Source organism: Mediterraneibacter sp. HA8405 (genome assembly GCF_056148955.1).
The window spans coordinates 1,908,634-1,928,645 of the sequence record NZ_CM148758.1 but is presented as its reverse complement, the minus strand read 5'-3'; the positions used below and the strand labels follow the sequence as shown (position 1 = coordinate 1,928,645).

At 45.1% G+C, this 20,012-nt stretch carries 17 protein-coding genes; 2 read left to right on the top strand and 15 right to left on the bottom strand.

Translation table 11 applies throughout. From position 1 onward, the window contains the following. Nucleotides 1–38: 38 nt before the first annotated feature. The 3 genes from AC0QUU_RS09005 to AC0QUU_RS08995 are packed head-to-tail and all read right to left on the bottom strand — an operon-like array spanning nt 39 to nt 2,260. The gene (locus AC0QUU_RS09005; protein WP_474542230.1) at nt 39–1,415 is read right to left on the bottom strand and encodes a hypothetical protein; all 1,377 of its coding nucleotides are present in this window, start codon (nt 1,413–1,415) and stop codon (nt 39–41) included. A gap of 55 nt (nt 1,416–1,470) precedes the next feature. After that, nucleotides 1,471–1,668 carry a hypothetical protein gene (locus tag AC0QUU_RS09000; protein WP_474542229.1) on the bottom strand — a complete coding sequence of 66 codons (198 nt, stop codon included), beginning with the start codon at nt 1,666–1,668 and terminating at the stop codon, nt 1,471–1,473. A gap of 46 nt (nt 1,669–1,714) precedes the next feature. Further along, nucleotides 1,715–2,260 carry a hypothetical protein gene (locus AC0QUU_RS08995; RefSeq protein WP_474542228.1) on the bottom strand — a complete coding sequence of 182 codons (546 nt, stop codon included), beginning with the start codon at nt 2,258–2,260 and terminating at the stop codon, nt 1,715–1,717. 110 nt (nt 2,261–2,370) lie between these two features. Here AC0QUU_RS08995 and AC0QUU_RS08990 point away from each other — a divergent pair, with 110 nt between their 5' ends. After that, on the top strand, nt 2,371–2,610 hold the full coding sequence (locus AC0QUU_RS08990) for a helix-turn-helix domain-containing protein (protein WP_474542227.1): 240 nt from the start codon (nt 2,371–2,373) through the stop codon (nt 2,608–2,610). A 162-nt stretch (nt 2,611–2,772) separates the two neighbouring features. Here AC0QUU_RS08990 and rlmH read toward each other — a convergent pair whose 3' ends face one another. The 3 genes from rlmH to AC0QUU_RS08975 all read right to left on the bottom strand — a co-directional run bounded on the left by rlmH (nt 2,773) and on the right by AC0QUU_RS08975 (nt 6,830). Continuing rightward, nucleotides 2,773–3,252, bottom strand: coding sequence for a 23S rRNA (pseudouridine(1915)-N(3))-methyltransferase RlmH (rlmH, locus tag AC0QUU_RS08985; RefSeq protein WP_474542226.1), 480 nt, complete (start codon nt 3,250–3,252; stop codon nt 2,773–2,775). Beyond that, entirely contained in the window at nt 3,249–4,691 is a 1,443-nt protein-coding gene (locus AC0QUU_RS08980; protein ID WP_474542225.1) for an FAD-dependent oxidoreductase, read from the bottom strand. The genes rlmH and AC0QUU_RS08980 overlap by 4 nt, the downstream gene beginning before the upstream one ends. Before the next feature lie 81 nt (nt 4,692–4,772). Further along, entirely contained in the window at nt 4,773–6,830 is a 2,058-nt protein-coding gene (locus AC0QUU_RS08975; RefSeq protein ID WP_474542224.1) for a HelD family protein, read from the bottom strand. A 185-nt stretch (nt 6,831–7,015) separates the two neighbouring features. Between AC0QUU_RS08975 and AC0QUU_RS08970 the strand changes: the two genes are divergently transcribed. Then, a complete protein-coding gene (locus tag AC0QUU_RS08970) occupies nt 7,016–7,579 on the top strand; it encodes an FKBP-type peptidyl-prolyl cis-trans isomerase (protein WP_474542223.1) in 564 nt (187 codons plus the stop codon). A 710-nt stretch (nt 7,580–8,289) separates the two neighbouring features. On the opposite strand, the gene AC0QUU_RS08965 is transcribed toward AC0QUU_RS08970, so the two are convergent. The 9 genes from AC0QUU_RS08965 to AC0QUU_RS08925 all read right to left on the bottom strand — a co-directional run bounded on the left by AC0QUU_RS08965 (nt 8,290) and on the right by AC0QUU_RS08925 (nt 19,995). Further along, nucleotides 8,290–8,988, bottom strand: coding sequence for a DNA alkylation repair protein (locus AC0QUU_RS08965; RefSeq protein ID WP_474542222.1), 699 nt, complete (start codon nt 8,986–8,988; stop codon nt 8,290–8,292). After that, nucleotides 8,988–10,379, bottom strand: a complete 1,392-nt coding sequence (gene gltA, locus AC0QUU_RS08960; protein ID WP_474542221.1) for an NADPH-dependent glutamate synthase — start codon at nt 10,377–10,379, stop codon at nt 8,988–8,990. Before gltA ends, AC0QUU_RS08965 begins: the two co-directional genes overlap by 1 nt. Then, complete coding sequence (locus tag AC0QUU_RS08955; RefSeq protein ID WP_474542220.1) at nt 10,379–11,266, bottom strand: sulfide/dihydroorotate dehydrogenase-like FAD/NAD-binding protein; 888 nt, start codon at nt 11,264–11,266, stop codon at nt 10,379–10,381. The genes gltA and AC0QUU_RS08955 overlap by 1 nt, the downstream gene beginning before the upstream one ends. A gap of 140 nt (nt 11,267–11,406) precedes the next feature. After that, on the bottom strand, nt 11,407–12,588 hold the full coding sequence (locus AC0QUU_RS08950; protein ID WP_474542219.1) for an iron-containing alcohol dehydrogenase: 1,182 nt from the start codon (nt 12,586–12,588) through the stop codon (nt 11,407–11,409). 151 nt (nt 12,589–12,739) lie between these two features. Further along, nucleotides 12,740–14,137 (bottom strand): chitobiase/beta-hexosaminidase C-terminal domain-containing protein, encoded by a 1,398-nt coding sequence (locus AC0QUU_RS08945; RefSeq protein WP_474542218.1) that lies wholly within the window; start codon nt 14,135–14,137, stop codon nt 12,740–12,742. After that, the gene (folD, locus tag AC0QUU_RS08940; protein ID WP_474542217.1) at nt 14,134–14,988 is read right to left on the bottom strand and encodes a bifunctional methylenetetrahydrofolate dehydrogenase/methenyltetrahydrofolate cyclohydrolase FolD; all 855 of its coding nucleotides are present in this window, start codon (nt 14,986–14,988) and stop codon (nt 14,134–14,136) included. The genes AC0QUU_RS08945 and folD overlap by 4 nt, the downstream gene beginning before the upstream one ends. A gap of 15 nt (nt 14,989–15,003) precedes the next feature. Then, on the bottom strand, nt 15,004–16,674 hold the full coding sequence (locus AC0QUU_RS08935) for a formate--tetrahydrofolate ligase (RefSeq protein ID WP_474542215.1): 1,671 nt from the start codon (nt 16,672–16,674) through the stop codon (nt 15,004–15,006). An 11-nt stretch (nt 16,675–16,685) separates the two neighbouring features. After that, nucleotides 16,686–19,217, bottom strand: a complete 2,532-nt coding sequence (locus AC0QUU_RS08930; protein WP_474542213.1) for an FtsK/SpoIIIE family DNA translocase — start codon at nt 19,215–19,217, stop codon at nt 16,686–16,688. Between the two features lie 64 nt (nt 19,218–19,281). Further along, nucleotides 19,282–19,995 (bottom strand): ClpP family protease, encoded by a 714-nt coding sequence (locus AC0QUU_RS08925; RefSeq protein ID WP_474542212.1) that lies wholly within the window; start codon nt 19,993–19,995, stop codon nt 19,282–19,284. Nucleotides 19,996–20,012 lie beyond the last annotated feature (17 nt).

Below are 20,012 nucleotides of genomic sequence, written 5' to 3'. Positions count from 1 at the left end.
CAATATACTATTTTACTCTATAATAACAAACTTGTATTTTACGGGAGACTATACTCCGCAGGCATCTCAATCGCATCAATTACTGACTGATCTACTTTCTTAAGTTTTACATCTGATGGAAATGGGCAAGGCGCTGTAGCAAGATGACCAATCAAATCAGTCATTTCTCCCTCTCTGTTTGATTTGAATGACAAAGTGCCATCATCATTCACTATCATTGTAATCTTATAATCAAACAGATATCCTTGTTCGTCTGCTTCATTATCTTGAAGTTCACCGCCCACTTCTCCAATATAGACATATTCTGGAATTTCATAATTGAAATTCACAAAATGTCCTACTCTATTGTTGAATGATGAACTGTTATTGTTATCGGTCCAATTTATCATAGACCAAGATCCGTCTCCGATTTCATCAAACCAATGATATGAATTTAAAGTAACAGCAATAGCCTGAGTGCAACCTTGAAGATTTTCATTAGTCGTCTCTACTTTTGCCAACACAAAATCTGCACCTGCTCTTGTGGGATTTTTACCATCATAAGAATACAAATAATATCCCTCTTCTGGAACATTCTTTGCATAGATAGGATACTGTTCCATTGACATTCTATCTTTCTTAGGCTGATTATTCTCATAATAGCATCCTTCCGTTCCTGCTATATAAGAATTAATAGTCTTAAGACTATCCTTGATATAGGAATCGTCCTTTTTATCATATTTGCCCAGTGAATAGCTATAACAGCTTACGCCCTCTTCTGGTTGATAAGACGGATAGAATAATGCCATTGTATCTTGAAGCATAGTATTATTTATCCACTGACCTAACTGATTAGTAGTATTTAATGTAAAACTACCAGAAGAAAGATCAATGTTTGTATCTGCAGTATCAGTCGTTGCAAACATACCATCTGTATCTACTGAACCATAAGTATTCTCTGCAGTGTATACAAACGAAATTGTTGTAGGGCTCATTACGTCAACCGTTCCAGAACCAACGTAATAATCAAAGGCAAAGAAATCTGTCTTAATGAAATCTCCATCTACTTGATAGAAATTAAATCCTATATATCCGTTAGTATAGTACCCTAACAGGCTTGTATCAAAGTCATAGGGATTACCGTTCTCTGATACATCTTCCATTTCATCAAATGGAATTTCAGAGTATTCATCTTTGTATTCAATATAAGAAATCGCTTGACCTGCAGACTTTTTTGAAGAGTCTCCATTTGTATCTTCCCCTTCAGAATCTTCTTCTGTCGTGCTCTCTTCTGTCTGCCCTTCAGTGGTTTCTTCTTCCACCTTAGTCTCTTCTTTTGTCTGTTTCGCATTTTCACTTTTTCCGCATCCTGCAACTAAAATAGTAACTATTAAAGACATTACAAATATCAATTTTTTAAGATTTCTTTTCTTCATTTCTCTCTCCTAAACGATTGCAAAAATAAGGCTGACTTTTCGTCAACCTCATTTTTTACTCCTCTGATAAATGTTTTTTAATTTGCTGCACATTTTTATTCGTCTGAATCCTCTTCCGCAACTCCTGATCCGCCACACGCAGGGCACGTGTGATATCCATCCCCACTGCACGCAGGGCAACCACCATCTGAGAATCCAATTCCTCCGGCGCAATAATCGCATTCAACTTTACCAGAACCACCACAATATCCACAAGGCTCAGCCATATTTTTTCTCTCCTTAAAGCTTTCAATCACGAACTACATTAATAAATCTGCTTCTAATTCACCAATAACCTTTTTTAGCATAATCTCTAACCCTTTTAAAATATCTTTCCTATCAGAAGATACGTTTTCATCATTATTGACCTTTTCTAATTCTTTCACGATTAATGGATATTTTTTCTTGGCTTCTGTATAAAGTCTTTTCTTTTCCTGCCGTAACTGTTTTTTCTTTATCTGTTTTGCTACTGCAACACCTACTCCTGCCAGTCCTGCAACTGGAGCGGCTAAAACTAAAACTCCTGCAGCCATTCCACCGCCAACCAATGCCCCGGCAGCAGCAAGAGCTGAGGTGATACCTGCCGCTGATAATCCGACCGTTCCTAAGCCATATAGGGCTAAAAATGAAACTCCTGCACCACTTCCCGATCCAATAGCTGCCGCAAAGACCTCTACTAACGGACTATCTTTTATAGTCCTTGTTGGATCACCTAAAGTAATTGATGCTTCATTAATCACGTTAACAACCGGCTGTAATGAGTCCATATTCGGAAAGTTCATTTTTTCTTTAACCTGTTTCTTCATTATTTTCGCCCTCCTGTGTATATATCTACTCATATGAATATAACATATTTATCAACTCATTACAATATACAGCATTTTAATTTATTCTATTTCAAGGGAGGGCGATTTCAATGAATGATTTAGAATTTGGTACAATCAGACTTCATTTAGACGAATTAATGAAAGAACGCAATATATCAATCAGTAAGCTCTCATATCGTGCAGAAATGCAACGTACACAGCTCAAAAAATATAAAGATAATGACGTTCAAAGATTAGATATTGCTGTTCTGTCACGGCTTTGCTATGCCTTAGACTGTGACTTAAATGACCTTTTAGAATATATTCCGCCTGAGAATCTAAACAAGTAGAAAGCCATACCAAGAAGAATAAAGTGTTCTATCCTTTTACTTCCTCTGGTATGGCTTTTTCTTTTATGAGCATTTCTCAACCATATCACACCCAATGCGAAAAAACCGCACTTACTTGTGATATGGTTGTCCATAACGTATCCAAGTGAGAAAAAACCGCACTTATTTGTGATACGGTTCCCCATTCATAATCCGATACCCCCGGTACACCTGCTCCAGCAGGATCACCCGCATAAGCTGATGGGGAAACGTCATCTTCGAGAAACTGAGTGCATAATCCGACCGCTTCAGCACTTCTTTTCCCAGTCCGATGGATCCGCCGATCACAAATGCGATGCTGCTCTTTCCCTGCACCCCCAGAGTTTCTATCTTCTCTGCAAATTCTTCCGAAGAGAGCATTTTCCCTCCGATCTCCAGAGTAATCACATACATATCATCTCTGATATATTTCAGCAACCGCTCCCCCTCTTTCGAACGGATTGCATCTTCCACTGTCCCGCTTGCCTGATCCGGGGTCTTCTCATCTGCTACCTCTATGATCTCCAGCTTACAGTAGCGGCTCAGCCGTTTACTGTATTCTGCAATAGCGTCTCTTAAGTACTTTTCTTTTATTTTTCCTACCGTAATTACTGTAATCTTCATTGCTTCTCCTCTTTATCAATTCCCTTCTGGGCCGGACCTTCCAGCAGATTTCCCTTATAATCAAACCGGGAGCCGTGACAGGGGCAGTCCCATGTCCTCTCATCCGGATTCCATGACAGCTCGCATCCCAGATGGGGGCATACAATGTCTACCTGAAATAACTCTCCTTCTTCCGTCTTATAAACGCCTGCTTTTCCCTGAGGCGTGTCCACAATCGCTCCATGCCCCCGCTCAAGAACAGCCGCCGTCTCATCCGGAATATGAAAAAATCTTTTCGTCAGTCCTTTTACAGCCTTTCCTGTATCTCTCATAATCTGCGGAACTTCCTCCGCCGAGAAACGGGATGGATCAAATACTGCTGAATACGGATTATCTATGCCGCATACAAGATCTTTCAGCAGCATGGCAGATATCATGGAAGAACTCATGCCCCATTTCTGAAATCCGGAAGCCACAAGCCAGTCCGGACGGTCCGGCGCATATCGGCCGATAAAAGGAATTTTATCTGCGGTAATACAGTCCTGGGCGGACCAGTACACTGCCACACGGCAATCAGGATACAGGGTTTTTGCCTGCCCCTGCAGTTTTGCGTATCTGCCGCCCTCCCGGTTTTCACCGGTCCGGTGTCCCTGGCCGCCAAGCAGAATATATCTGTCATACTGCCGGAAGGAAAGTTTATCCTCTCCATCACCTATATACATGCCATTTAATATTCCCGCCTGTTCCAGTGCAAGCACATAGGAACGTTCCTGGTGCATTCTTGCAAAATACATCCCCGGAAAATTCACAAAAGGAAAATGGGTGGCAAAAATGATCTTCCCTGCCAGCACAGTTCCGCAGGCAGTTCTGATTCTGTTCCCCTCGACTTCTTTTACCGGGGTACTTTCATATATGTTCAGTTTTCCGGCAAGTCCTTCTATAAATTTCAGCGGATGAAATTCTGCCTGTCCGGGGAAACGTACTGCCCCCGCACATGGCACGGGAATCTCAATCTGCCTCTCAAATGATGCATCTATGCCAAGTTCCCGCGCTGCTTCTGTTTCCTTTTTTAATTTTTCTTCATTCCGGGAGTACACATAAGAATCCGTCACTCTCAGATCACAGGGAATCTGCTCTTTTCCTATGATTCGTCTGTACTCTTCCACTGCAGCCTGATTTGCCTGAACATACAGCTTTGCTGTTTCTTTTCCTTTTTTCTCAATGAATGTATGACAGAACATTCCATGCTGAGATGTGATCTTTGCAGTTGTGTTCTTTGTCTGTCCGCCGCCAATCCGTTCAGCCTCCAGCAGGACGGTATGCACTCCCGCCTGTTCCAGCTGATAGGCGGCCAGGATTCCTGCCATTCCGCCGCCGATCACAGCCACGTCTGCCTCAATATCTCCGTTTAAAGCCGGCTGCTTTTCAATATTACAGGTTTTACTCCATATGGATTTCATTTCAATCCTCCCGTGAATTTTTACTTATAAGGTTTCCCATGGGAGGGGATTTATACCTGTACGGATTCTGGTATCCGGGTTTTACCGGCCTGCCTGATTTCCGGTTCCATATACATACAGTTCATGCAGAGCCCTTGTTGCGCAGATATATTCCGCCTGTTTTTTCAGCGGATTTTCTTCACTTCCCTGAATCGCAAATACCTGATCAAACTCCAGACCTTTTGCAAGATAAAATGTAGTAACTGTCAGACCTTTACGGAATGCGGAACTGTTTCTGTCTACATATGACACATCTATGCCTCTGTTCTGCAGAAGGCGGTAAATATCAAATGCTTCTTCCTCTGTCATTGTAATAACCGCTGCAGTTTCATACCCGTCTTCACCCACATTCAGATTGTCCCGGACTGCAGAAAGCATCTCCTCCTCGGAGTCAAATAGCTTCTCTTCAACTTCTTTTCCATGCCGCTCCAGAAGTTCAATATCTGACACTCCGCTTATTTTTGCGGCAAATGTTGCGATCTCCCAGGTATTGCGGTAACTTTTATTCATGACAACCTTACGGATATCTTTTCCGAATATTTTCGGAAGAAAATTCAGCACGTCCCTCTGTTCCTTATCAAGCGTCTGAGCCCGGTCTCCCAGAATCGTCATGCGGCAGCGGAAAATCCTGTTCAGTATCAGATACTGAAGATAGGAGTAATCCTGCATTTCGTCAATCACCAGATGCTTGATGTTCTTATGCACACTTTCTCCTGTCAGGCGGTATTTTAGATAAAGCATGGGATAAACATCTTCATACGGAATTTTTCTTCGCTCAAATGGCACATTTGAAAGAAGATCCTGCCCGCAGTATTCCAGCAGCCGGTTATAAATCTCATAGATATCCTTTGTGACATACATTCTCTCAAATTTCTTCTGAAGAAAGTCTCTGTCCTCTTCAGAAATATCCCGGCCTCTCAATGTTTCATATGCATCGATAAAATACTCCATCACCGCATCCATTCTTCTGAGAATCGGTGTTTCGTAAAATTTATCATAGAAAAGATGAATGATTTCCTGTTCCGACAGATGCATTCCCCGGAAATCAATATCCCGGAAATCCATCAGGCTGTCCTCTTCCAGCGCCAGAAATCCTTCCAGCTCACCTGCGAACTGCGCGGACTGTTTCCAGCGGAACCTTTCCTCCGCTCCCGCATCCGGAAAACGCATCATTCTCTCCAGCTGATCATATCTGTCTTCGCAGTCTGCCGCAGTATCTTTCAGCTCTCTGTATGCAAAAAGATCAAAGCTCATTTCACGGATATTTTCCTCTCCCAGTTCCGGCAGGATATGAGAAATATAATCCGCAAACACGCTGTTCGGTGAAAGAATAAGTACATTGGAGGAGCGCAGTCTGTCTCTGTCATGATACAGAAGATAGGCAATCCTGTGCAGGGCAATGGAAGTCTTCCCGCTTCCTGCCGCTCCCTGGATAACCAGAATTCTGTCTTTCGTATTGCGGATAATTTCATTCTGCTCTTTCTGAATGGTGCGGACTATATTTTTCAGCTTTACATCTCCGTTGCTGCCCAGTTCCTGCTTCAGAATCTCATCATCAATCTTTGTATCGCTTTCAAAGGCATAAATCATTTTTCCGCCGCGGATCTTGTACTGCCATTTTGTCAGAATCTCTCCTCTGATTTCACCGGCAGGGGCCTCATAGGAGGCAGGACCTTTATCATAATCATAAAATAATCCGCTGACCGGAGCTCTCCAGTCATAGACCAGAGGAGTCATCCCTGCCCGCTCGGCAAAATTTCCGATTCCGATATAAAATCTTTCCGCTTCTTCCTCATCTTCAAAGGCAAAATCCACCCGTCCGAAAAACGGGGCATCCAGCATTCGCTCAAACCGATGCTTTAATTTCTGTTTTTCATCATTGGCATTGCTCTGCTGAAGCAGCGCCTGACGATTATCATAATCCTCGTACCCGTACTGGTCCATTTCCGCATAGTTTTCCCAGTAGTACTCATGCATGCTTTCAATATCCTTCTGTCCTTCTGCCAGATCTTTCTCTATCTCACGGAGCCGTATATTCAATTTCTGAAGTACTTCCTCCAGAAATTCTTCACCCTCAAAATTGTTTTTCTTCTCTGCCATAATATTTATTCTCCAGTCTTTTATACAGCCGGGACTGCACATTTTTTCCAAAGGTGCAGTCCTCCCTGTCTTCATGCAGTCATAGTGATAGTATAACATGTATTTTTTGAAATGATATCACAAGTTAGTCATAAATTTAGCTTAAAATATTGAAAGATATTTTAGGAAATGAGGTAAATCACACAATGAAAAAAGAAAATCGAAAAATGGCGCAGCAGCGCAGAGCCCAGGAACGAAAGAAAAACGCAATACGAAAACGGATATCAACAATCCTTGCTGTTCTGATCCCCATACTGGTACTTGCGGCTCTCGTGGCGATCCTTATCATCTTTTCTGCCCCCTCTTCCTCCGACAGCTCCGGCGGAAGCGATACAGGAACTGCCGAGGACTCTTCAGGCTCCGGCAGCACAGATACAACTGATACTACAGACTCTGACAGCGCCAATTCTTCCACAGACACATATTCTACCGATACTTCTCTCACAGTCGAGGACGGCGATACAGTCAACATTGATTATGTAGGCTCTATAGACGGCGTGGAATTTGACGGCGGGAACACGAACGGAGCCGGAACCGACCTTACCATTGGCTCAGGACTGTACATCGATGACTTTGAAGAACAGCTCATTGGCGCACATCCGGGTGACACTGTAGAAGTCAACGTCACCTTCCCCGAAAATTACAGCAACGAAGAACTGAGCGGGAAAGACGCCGTGTTCGAAGTCGTAATCAATGGAATTTATGAATAAATGCAATTTGTGAAGGGGATAACTTCCGCCGGGGAGTCCGGGTATTGTGCCGGAGAGCTCTCTTTCGTTCGGATCGCGGCGCAGCGGTACATAAGAGCGCAGAAGACGCGCTCTAAGTGCCGGCGCCGCTTTACGGCTCTCCATCACAATACCCGGACTCCCCGGCTGCGCTTTCCCACTCACAATTTCAAATTTAAACAAGAAAAATGAAGACAGAACTTTATCGGCTGACACAAAACTGTATTCTGCGCTGCTGTTTGAAAGCAGGTGTATTTTCCTGTTTCAAAAGCGGAGGGCAGACAAACAGTTGTCATAGTCGAAAAAGTTCTGTCTTTGTTTTTGTTTGTTGAATTTGAAATTATCGGCGGCAATGCCGGTTGGATGTGAGCAGAAAATGCTTGGATACAGACGGCTGGATACGCCTTTCGGAGAGCGGCTGGGGAGATTTTGAACGACTTTGAAGCAGAATCTAGTAAAACCAAAACCCTGGGTGCAGGCGTCAGGATTTTCAATGGAGCTGTTCGAACGAAACGTGAGTTTCCATTGAAAATCCTGTTTTTAGCCTGTATCCAGGGTTTTGTTGTTTTACTTATTCTGCGGAACGGAGATCAAAATCTCCTCAGCCGCTCTCCGAATACGATTTCTGTTTACTCTGTATCAAAGTATTTTCGGACTTTTTTTCAATCGCATGCCGCAGATAAATTCAAATGTCACTTTCGCTTTAATTGATTTAATTCTTCTTTTTCTTCTCTGCTCACCCGATATGACTCGCGGATTTTCTGTATGGCCTTATTATGTGTAAAGTCATCCATCTGATTATCTTCCAGCAGCGCCTTTGTTTTTTCCGGAAATTTTACATAACATACCTGCAGTGCCCAGGCCACGCCCATTTTTGTATAATAGCCGTCATTCCGGACCGTGCTGCATATTCTGAGTATTTCATCAATGTGGCTTTCATCCACAAAATGGGACATCATTGCCACAATCATAAACCGCAGCCTGAATTCTTCATCGCTCTTCTGATATTTCTTCAGGTAATCAAACCAGTAGTCCGGATCTTTCTGCATAAATTTGTAACTGTTCACACAGCTGTCGCAGACCGCCCAGTTGGTGATCTTCGGCACAAACTCTTCCAGATATTCTGTCCGCTCCTCGCGATCCATTTTTGCATATCCAAGCACAAGCCCCTGCAGCATGATCTCTTCATGAATGGAATCTGCCCCGATCTTTTCCGAAGCCTCATCCAGATAGGACCTGAAGTCACCCTTTGCCACTTCTTTGGCCAGTTTTCGCATAGCAGGAAGCCGGACGCCCAGAACATGTTCTACTCCGGGCAGAAGCTTCTGATTGAATGTTTTATAATCCTCTTCCGATAATTCGTGCAGTTTTTTTCTGATTTCTTCTACCATTACTGTTTGCTCTTCAGATACTCATCAATGCCCTTTGCGCCGGCTTTTCCGGCTCCCATGGCCAGGATAACCGTAGCTGCGCCCGTCACGGCGTCTCCGCCTGCATATACGCCTTCTTTTGACGTCCGGCCGGTTTCCTCATCTGCTACGATACATTTTCTTCTGTTTATATCAAGACCTTTTGTAGTAGAAGAAATCAGCGGGTTTGGAGATGTACCGAGAGACATGATCACTGTGTCAACCTCGATGTCGTATTCAGAGCCCGGGACCTCGATGGGGCGTCTTCTTCCGGATGCGTCAGGCTCGCCCAGCTCCATCTTAATCACAGTCATACTCTTGATATTTCCGTTTTCGTCCACATTGATTTTCTTCGGATTTCTCAGAAGATCAAATACTACGCCTTCTTCTTTTGCGTGATGCACTTCTTCCACTCTGGCCGGAAGCTCCGCCTCACTGCGGCGGTATACAATATGTACATCTGCACCCAGACGAAGAGCCGTTCTCGCCGCGTCCATGGCAACGTTTCCGCCGCCTACAACCGCGACTTTTTTGCCTGCAATGATCGGCGTATCATAGCTGTCATCAAACGCCTTCATCAGATTGCTTCTCGTCAGATATTCATTGGCGGAAAATACACCGTTTGCATTTTCTCCCGGAATGCCCATGAACATTGGAAGACCTGCGCCGGATCCGATAAATACAGCTTCAAATCCTTCCTCTTCCATAAGCTGATCGATGGTTGTGGATTTACCGATTACAACGTTTGTTTCAAATTTTACGCCCAGTTCTTTTACTTTTTCGATTTCTTTTGCCACTACTTTCTGTTTCGGAAGACGGAATTCAGGGATGCCATACACAAGCACGCCTCCCAGTTCGTGGAGTGCCTCAAATACAGTCACCTCGTAACCCATCTTGGCAAGGTCGCCCGCACATGTCAGTCCGGAAGGACCGGAACCGATCACGGCAACCTTATGTCCGTTCATTTTTTCCGCTCCCTGCGGTTTGATATCGTGTTCAAGTGCATAATCAGCCACAAAGCGCTCCAGTTTTCCGATGGATACCGGCTCGCCTTTAATACCTCGGATACAGACACCCTCACACTGAGACTCCTGAGGGCAGACACGTCCGCAGATTGCCGGAAGAGCGCTGGATTTTCCGATTACTTTATAAGCCTCTTCGATATTTCCTTCTTTAACCTGATGAATAAATCCCGGAATATCAATGGATACAGGACATCCTTTGATGCATTTGGCATTTTTGCAGTTCAGACATCTCTGTGCCTCTTCCATTGCCTCTTCCATATTGTATCCAAGACAAACTTCATCAAAATTTGTCGCACGTACTTTTGGATCCTGCTCTCTGACAGGCACTTTTTTCAACATATCAGCCATTATTCGTCACCTCCACAATGTCCGCATCCGCCGTGATGGGTATCGCCCTCCTGCAGCCTCAGCATCGCACGGCCTTCTTCGGTCTTATACATCTGACTTCTCTTCATCGCCTGGTCAAAGTCCACCAGGTGTCCGTCAAATTCCGGTCCGTCTACGCAGGCAAATTTGATCTCATCGCCTACCTGGAGACGACAGGCGCCGCACATACCTGTGCCGTCCACCATAATCGGATTCATGCTGACAATCGTAGGAATCTCCAGTTTCTTTGTCAGGAGGCAGACAAATTTCATCATAATCATGGGACCGATTGCAACACAGACGTCATATTTCTTGCCTTCTTCCACAAGTTTTTCAATCTTTGTGGTAACCATGCCTGCGTGTCCGTATGTACCATCATCTGTACACGGATAATAATTTCCGGCTACGGCTTTCATCTCGTCTTCAAGTATGAGCATGTTCTTTGTCTTTGCTCCTACAATTACATCTGCGTCAATTCCCCGTTCTTTCAGCCATTTTACCTGAGGATAAACAGGCGCGGCGCCTACTCCTCCGGCAACAAAAAGCATTTTCTTCTTTTTAAGGCTGTCGATATCTTCGTGTACAAATTCAGAAGGACATCCCAGCGGGCCTGTAAAATCGCGGAAATAATCTCCTTCTTTCAGAGAGCCCATCTTTGTCGTTGACGCGCCTACTTCCTGGACGACAATTGTAATCGTTCCTGCTTCTCTGTCATAATCACAGATTGTCAGAGGGATTCTTTCTCCCTTCTCGTCCATCTTTACGATAACAAACTGGCCTGGCTGACAATGGCTGGCAACACGCGGCGCATGCACATCCATAAGAAAGATCTTGTCCGCCAGTTTTTCTGCTTTCAATATCTTATACATGATTCTCCTCCTTGTAAAAACTGCCTTTTTTTATAATACGCCAATAGAGTGGGAAAGGCAAGCAAAAAAGCAGACGCCGGAGACATATCCGGGTCTGCTTTTTCGCAGATAAACTGGTTTGTCAGAACATTTCTGACAGATTAGAAATCAACTTCTGTTCCGTAATATGTACATGTGAGAAGTTTTTCCATAGTTGCAGGATCAATTGCGCGTGGGTTGGATCCTGTGCACGCATCTCCTACAGCCAGTTCGGCAATATGAGCCACTTTCTCTTTGAACTCATCTTCATTAATGCCGAAATCTTTCAGAGTTCTCGGGATGTTCAGTTTTACATTAAACTCGTTGATCTTCTCTCTTAAGCTGTTAATCAGCGCTTTTTCTGAATTTCCTTCAAGTCCCATTCTGCGGGCGATCTCTGCATAACGGCTTGCTGCAACCGGATCTTTTGCATTGTATGCGATTACATACGGAAGATAAATTGCATTTGCACATCCGTGCGGAATATGGCCTGTGGAGAATGCAGCGCCTGTCTTATGAGCCATGGAGTGAACAATTCCAAGCAGAGCGTTAGAAAATGCCATTCCGGCAAGACACTGTGCATAGTGCATCTGCTCTCTTGCTTCCATATTGCAGTTGTAGGATGCCGGAAGATAATCCAGTACCATCTCAATTGCCTGCAGTGCAAGCGGATCTGTAAACGGTCCGTGAAGAGTAGATACATACGCCTCGATTGCATGTGTAAGCGCGTCCATACCTGTGTAAGCAACCTGTTTTACCGGAAGACCGGATACAAGATCCGGATCAACAATCGCTACATCCGGTGTAATATTGAAATCAGCAAGCGGATATTTTACACCTGTCTGATAATTTGTTATAACGGAAAATGCGGTAACCTCTGTTGCGGTTCCTGATGTTGACGGAATCGCAGCAAATTTTGCTTTCTGTCTCAGCTCCGGGAAATTAAACGGAGTGCAGAGATCCTCAAATGAAGTCTCCGGATACTCATAAAATGCCCACATAGCTTTTGCAGCATCGATCGGTGAACCACCGCCCATAGCTACGATCCAGTCCGGTTCAAAAGCACGCATTGCTTCAGCACCCTTCATAACTGTCTCAACAGACGGATCCGGTTCAACGCCTTCAAAAACCTGTACTTCCATGCCTGCTTCTTTCAGGTAGTTTACGGCTTTGTCAAGAAATCCCTGACGCTTCATGGAGCCGCCTCCGACAACCAGTATTGCCTTCTTTCCTTTTAAATTTTTAAGCTCTTCCAGGCTTCCTTTTCCGTGATAAATATCACGTGGTAAACAAAATCTGCTCATGATCAGCATCTCCTTTTTGTTATTTTTTTAACACGGATATTATACCTCTTTAAATAAAAAAATGCAACCGGAGTTTCGTAAACAATTTGACAATTTTTTTCAAATTATTTAAAAAACACAGCTGCATTTTTCTTGTTTCTGTTATTTAAGATTACTCTGCTCTTGTTATATAATTTCGAGTTGTAACATCCGTTGCTTTTCCATTGTTGTTATTAATAAGAACAGCATTAAAAATAATCTGCGAATTTTCCGGCATATCTACGGGTCCGGTATATCTTTCCGAATCGCTGGTAGGCGTTGTTCCGTCCATTGTATAATAAGCCGTATAACCATCCGGTACTGTAATGGTAATCTGCGTTGGCTCAGTATACTGTCCGGTAGCCGGATTAACTGCGGGTGCACTCGCAATCGGAAACTCAATCGTATATTTTGCAGAAGACACAATACTGGGAATCTCTTTATCGTTTATGGCGATTGCTTTAATTACCACTTCTCCCTCGTTCTGAAGAAGAATCGGTTCCCGATATTCCTCACTGGATGCAGTGGGATCTGTTCCATCGGTTGTATAATAAATTGTACCTCCTGTAGAAGAACTGATAGTAACCTCCTGTACCTCAGAATATGTTCCACCCTCCAGGCTGAAGGAAGGAGCTGCGGACACATAATCAGATACAGCGTTCAGAACTGTCTCGTCCTCACAGTCTGCCAGCAAAGGAGAAATCTTTTCCAGCTGCTCTGTATCCATATAAAAATCAATTGCCGCCTGATAAAGATCTGCATTTGTCGGCTGCGATCCCAATGCGGATAAAAATACAGATTCTGCTGAGTCCAGATCATTCTGCTCAATATAAATCTCTGAAAGTCCGGTATATGCCTCTGCTCTTGACTTATCTTTTACAATAGCACGGTTAAAATACGATTCCGCCTGTTCGTAATTTCCGGCCTGAAGCGCGCTGTATCCTTTTTTCATAACCCCGGTATAGGAATTCTGGTATGCAACATAAATGCCTACTCCAATTAAAGCAAGAAGCAGAAACAGGGTAATCAGCAGATTTCTCCTGCGCTTTTTGGCTGCCTCTCTTTTTTTCAGCTGCTGCTGGCGTCTTCGGTCGTCCCGCTGCCGTCCGGTCTGTTCACGGTTCGGACGTACATTTCCCGTATTCCGGGCAGAGCCGCCGCTGCGCGTTCCCGCGGCAGTCCGGGAACCGCTTCCTGTATTACGCACACCGCCGGTGCTGCGGCCTCCGGCACGATTCTGTTCTCCGGTACGACGGTTCATGTTCTGTCGTTCATCGCGGATACGGTCAAGTTCTCCCTGACTCATTACACGGGTCGAATTTACACTCTGTACTGGAGTTCCTCTCCTGTTGTATCTTCTGATGTCCCCGGAACGTATCTGACGGGTTGCGCCTTCTACGGAACCTTTGACTTCTCTTGCCAGAACATCTTCCAGCGGATTATAGTCCGGTACAATCTGCACTTCTGCTCCACATTCAGGACAGATCACCTGATCATCCGGAATATTTGCTCCGCAGTGCAAACATTTCATTGTGATCCCTCCTGACTGCGCACACTTTCTACACAGTTATTCATCAACATTGCAATGGTCATAGGCCCGACTCCTCCGGGAACCGGGGTAATGGCGGATGCCACAGGTTCTACAGATTCAAAATCCACATCACCGCAGAGGTGATTCTTCTCGTCTCTGTGGATTCCCACATCAATAACTACAGCTCCTTCTTTTACATAATCCGCAGTGATAAACTCTTTTTTCCCGATAGCCACAACAAGAATATCAGCCCTTTTCGTTGTTTTCATCAGGTCGCATGTCCGGGAATGCGCAACTGTTACAGTTCCGTTTTCCCGCAGAAGAAGAGCAGCCATAGGTTTTCCGACAATATTGCTTCTGCCGACAATCACACATTCTTTCCCTTCAATCTCAACACCGGAGCGTTTTAAAAGCTGAATAATGCCTGCCGGTGTGCAGGACACAAAGCCCTTTTCTCCAAGCCATAGTCTTCCTACGCTGACCGGATGAAAGCCGTCCACATCCTTATCCGGGGATATGGTCCGGATAATCCTGTCTTCGTTTATATGAGAAGGAAGAGGAAGCTGTACAAGGATACCGTTTACAGTATCGTCACTGTTCAGTTTCTCAACCAGAGCGACCAGCTCCTCTTCTGAGGTATTCGCCGGCAGCTCATATGCTCTGGAATCAATTCCAATATAAGCACATGCCTTTTTCTTATTATTCACATAAACCGAGGAAGCAGGATCTTCTCCCACCTGAATAACAGCAAGGCAGATCTTCGTTCCCTGCTCTTTCATTCTGCTTACTTCTTCTTTCAGTTCATCTTTAATCCGCTTTGAAATTCGTTTCCCGTCAATTAACCGTGCCATTGATTTCTCCTTTGGTTAAAACAGTCCCGTAATCTTCCCGTCATCTGTAACATCAATTCCATTTGCCGCAGGTACGCGGGGCAGTCCGGGCATTGTCATTACAGCGCCCGTCAGTGCCACAACAAAACCGGCTCCCGCGCTTACGTATACTTCCCGTACATGTATATTGAATCCGGATGGACGTCCGAGTTTTTTCGCGTCATCCGAAAGGGAATACTGATTTTTGGCCATGCATACAGGAAATTCTGAGAATCCCATCTCTGCGATTTTAGCAAGCTGTTTCTTTGCGGCAGGTTCATAAACCACACCGTCTGCTCCGTAAATTTCCTTTGCAATACACTCGATCTTTTCTTCCAGGCTGAGGCTGTCATTATAAAGCGTATGGAAATGGCTCGCCTCTTCCTCCAGAGTCTCCAGTACTTTTTCAGCAAGACCGATGCCGCCTTCTCCGCCGTTGGCCCATACTTCTGACAACGCAAAACTGCAGCCTTTTTCCTCACAGAATTCACGGATATATTCATATTCCGCTTCGGTATCCGTAACAAAAGAATTAAGGGTAACAATTACAGGTACATCATATTTCTGTATATTTTCAATATGTTTTTCCAGATTTACAATTCCTTTGGCCAAAGCCTCCAGGTTTTCTTCGCCCAGATCGCTCTTTGCAACTCCACCATTATACTTCAAAGCGCGGACAGTTGCAACTAAAACAACTGCATCCGGCTTTAATCCGGCAAGACGGCATTTGATGTCAAAGAATTTCTCAGCTCCCAGATCTGCTCCAAATCCTGCTTCTGTTATAGTAATATCGCTCATTTTTAAAGCCATCTTTGTAGCCCGGACGCTGTTGCACCCATGTGCGATATTGGCAAACGGACCTCCATGTACAAGTGCCGGCGTATGTTCAAGAGTCTGTATCAGATTCGGTTTGATCGCATCCTTCAGGAGCGCCGCCATAGCGCCGGTTGCCTTCAGATCATCCGCCGTTACCGGTTCCCCGTCAAAATTATATGCTACAATAATCCGGCCCAGACGCTTCTTCAGATCCGCAAGATTCTCCGCCAGACAGAGAATTGCCATGATTTCGGATGCCACCGTAATTACAAAATGATCTTCTCTTACCATTCCGTCCATTTTGTTTCCAAGACCTACTACGATGTTGCGGAGCACCCTGTCATTCATATCCAGACATCTTTTCCACACAACCTGCCGCGGATCAATTCTGAGGGCATTTCCCTGCTGAATGTGGTTATCCAGCATTGCAGCCAGCAGATTATTGGCAGATGTAATCGCATGAAAATCTCCTGTAAAATGAAGGTTCAGTTCATCCATGGGAACTACCTGAGCATATCCGCCTCCGGCTGCTCCTCCTTTTATCCCGAAGCAGGGACCCAGTGACGGCTCTCTGAGAGCAATGACAGTGCGTTTTCCAAGTCTTGTCAGGGCATCTCCGAGCCCTACGGTTGTCGTTGTTTTCCCCTCTCCGGCAGGCGTAGGATTAATGGCTGTAACAAGGACAAGCTTTCCATTTTCATTGTCCTTGATTCTGTCCCATAACTCGTCCGAAAGTTTGGCCTTATATTTTCCGTAAAATTCCAGCTCATCTTCTGAAATTCCTATGCTTTCCGCCACCTGACCTATGGGTTTCATCTGCGCTTCCTGTGCAATCTGTATATCTGTTTTCATAATTCTCCTCCTTATCCCTGGTCCTTTGTCTGTCCTGCCAGATACTGTTCAAACTCATCCTTTGTCATAAGTACTTTTCTGGGCTTTGTACCCTCTTCCGGACCTACAACTCCTGCTTCCGCCAGCTGATCCATGATTCTTGCAGCCCGGTTAAATCCAATCTTAAACATTCGCTGCAACATTCCGATTGACGCTTTTTCTTTGTCAATAATCAGCATTCCGGCTTCTGCGAAATATGCGTCACGGTCATTCCGGTTCTCCGGGCCGTTTCCCGGCGGCTGGGCGGAAATATCTGTATTCATATGCTCTTCCAGTTCGTCATTATATGTGGCGTTTCCGTTATTGCTGATCAGATAATCAACTACATCCTGTACTTCCCTGTCTGACACAAAAGAGCCCTGAACACGCACCGGTTTCGGATAACCGGAAGGATAGAACAGCATATCGCCTTTTCCCAGCAGTTTTTCTGCTCCGTTCATATCTATAATCGTTCTGGAATCCACACCCGATGATACGGAAAATGCAATCCTGGACGGCATATTTGCTTTGATCAGACCCGTAATAACATTAACCGAAGGCCTCTGTGTAGCAAGAATCAGATGAAGCCCCGCCGCTCTTGCAAGCTGCGCCAGACGGCAGATGGCGCCTTCCACCTCGCCGGGGGCAACCATCATAAGATCCGCAAGCTCATCAATAATAATTACAATCTGAGGAAGTTTCTTTGTTATCTCCTCACCGGTCTGTCTGCTCTGAACTTTTTCGTTAAAACCTTTCAGATCTCTTACATTATACTCCGCAAACAGTTTATATCTTTTTTCCATTTCTGCCACAGCCCAGTTCAGTGCTCCCGCCGCTTTCTTCGGGTCTGTAACCACAGGGATCATAAGATGCGGAATACCGTTGTATACGCTCAGCTCCACTACTTTCGGATCTACCAGAATCAGTTTTACTTCTTCCGGATCAGCTTTGTATATAATGCTCATAATCAGCGTATTAATACATACAGACTTTCCGGAACCGGTGGCTCCCGCCACAAGAAGATGGGGCATCTTTGCAATATCCGCCACTACAACCTTTCCGGCAATATCCTTTCCCACTGCAAATGTAATGGGAGACGTACTTTTTTTGAATTCTCCGGATTCCAGCAGGTCCCGCAGCATTACCGCAGTATTTTCACTGTTCGGCACCTCGATTCCCACTGCTGCTTTTCCGGGAATCGGCGCTTCTATTCTCAGATCCGCCACTGCCAGATTCAGTTTAATATCATCTGCAAGCCCTACGATTTTGCTGACCTTGACCCCCTGTTCCGGCTGAATCTCATATCTTGTAACAGACGGCCCGCAGCTTGCGTTCGTGACATGCACCCCAACGCCAAAGTTCTGAAGGGTCTGTTCCAGTTTCAAAGCGGTTGCCCTCAGATGGGCATCTGAATCCCCGCCCGTTTTTTTCCCTTTTTTCAGCAGAGACAGCGGCGGAACTCTGTATGTATTCCGGGGTTTTCCCTCCTGCCGGCGTACAATATCCTCCACACTTGCCGCTTCTGCCGCGACCTCCATGGCTTCCTGTTTTGTATTCCGCCTGGCGGTCTTTCCTGCAGCCGCAGATTCTTCGGATTCCGAAAATGGCAGTTCCTCTTTCTTCTCCGGCGCCGCACTCAGATCCGGCCGTTCCTCACTCACCGGAGGGAAAGGCTCGGGTTCCGCCCGGTTGATTACAAACTCGTCAAAGGAACTTTCCGGATCATTTACAGCATCCTCCGGATCCGGAATAAGTTCATGCATTTCCGGAGATTTCTTTCTTCCTCTTCTTTTCTTTTCTCCGTTTTCCGACACAAGGGTTGTAGCAAAAGACACGCCTGATACCTTATTATCCTTCCGCTTTTCAGCCTGTCCGGAGTTTTTTTCCTTCTGCTGTTTTTCCTCTTCCTTCTGTTTTGCGCGGATTGCAGCTGTCTCCTGACGCTTCTTCTTTACATCCGCATAGGCCTCTTTGCTTTTCCTTCCAAGAGGTGCAAGAAGAGACTTTTCCGTAATCAGAATCACACAGATAATACACAGAATAAAAAGTATCACATACGTCCCGATCTCGCCGATTAACGGACAGAACAGGCTGACAAGACAGCCTCCGGTCAGACCTCCGGCATTCTGGTGAATACTGGATCTGTGATAGTGTGTAAGTAAAGACACCCCGGACTCATATTGGTCAAAAATCAGGCCCAGGATGGCGGTAAGAAGCAGAAACAGGACAACTGCTGCTCCTGTCTTTATGTAAGCATGTGCATTTCCCCGGTTTGACACAAGAAATGCACTGATACCAAAGGCGGCAAAAGGAAAGATATATGCCATAGTGCCGAAAAGACCGAATAATACAGATGAAACCGCCTCTCCGACAATCCCTCCCATACCGAAATTGCTCAGAACAAGCAGGATACATACCGCAAGCGCGATAAGGATAATGATCTCCCCTCTGATTTCCTGATTCTGCTGCTCTTTTTTCGGTCTTCCTCTGGTTGTTTTCTTCTTTTTTGTACGTTTCGCAGCCATACGACTCCCCCTTAATTAATTACACATACTGGTTCTAGTATATCATTAATTAAAATTTGTGTCATTACAAATTTTTCCGCCTCTCCTCAATCATTTCATGCAGTTTTGCAAACGCCTGGCTGATTCCTCCCACCTCATCAATCAGACCTTCCCTTACTGCATCCGCTCCTTCCAGCATAGTTCCCACATCCTTTACAAGCTGGGTAGAATCCAGCATCAGCTCCAGCAGCCGCTCCTGTGTAATCTTTGAATGTTCTGCAATAAATCTCGCAATTCTGTCCTGGGTTTTTTCCATATTCCGATAGCTCTGGATTACACCGATAAACATACCGGTAGAGCGAACCGGATGAACGATCATCGTCCCCGTCGGTACAATAAATGAATAATCAGCTGAAACGGCCAGCGGGCCTCCGATCGAATGGCTGCCGCCCAGTACAAGTGATACCGTAGGTTTACTCAGAGAAGCAATCATCTCTGCAATTGCAAGGCCCGCCTCCACATCTCCGCCAAGCGTGTTCAGAAGGATGAGCACGCCTTCTGTATCTTCGTCTTCCTCAGCTTCTGCCAGCCGCGGAAGAAGATGTTCATATTTGGTCGCCTTGGTATTTCCGGATACTGCGTCATGCCCTTCAATCTCCCCGATAATCGTCAGCAGGCGGATCCCGTGTTTTCCGCTTTTTCCCGTCAGTTTCAGGGAACCGTTCTCACGGATAGCCTGATCTTCCTGCTCTTCATTGCTGTCGGAGTCCTCCGGTCTTGTATTTTCTTCTTCCGGCATATCTGTTTCCTCCTTTT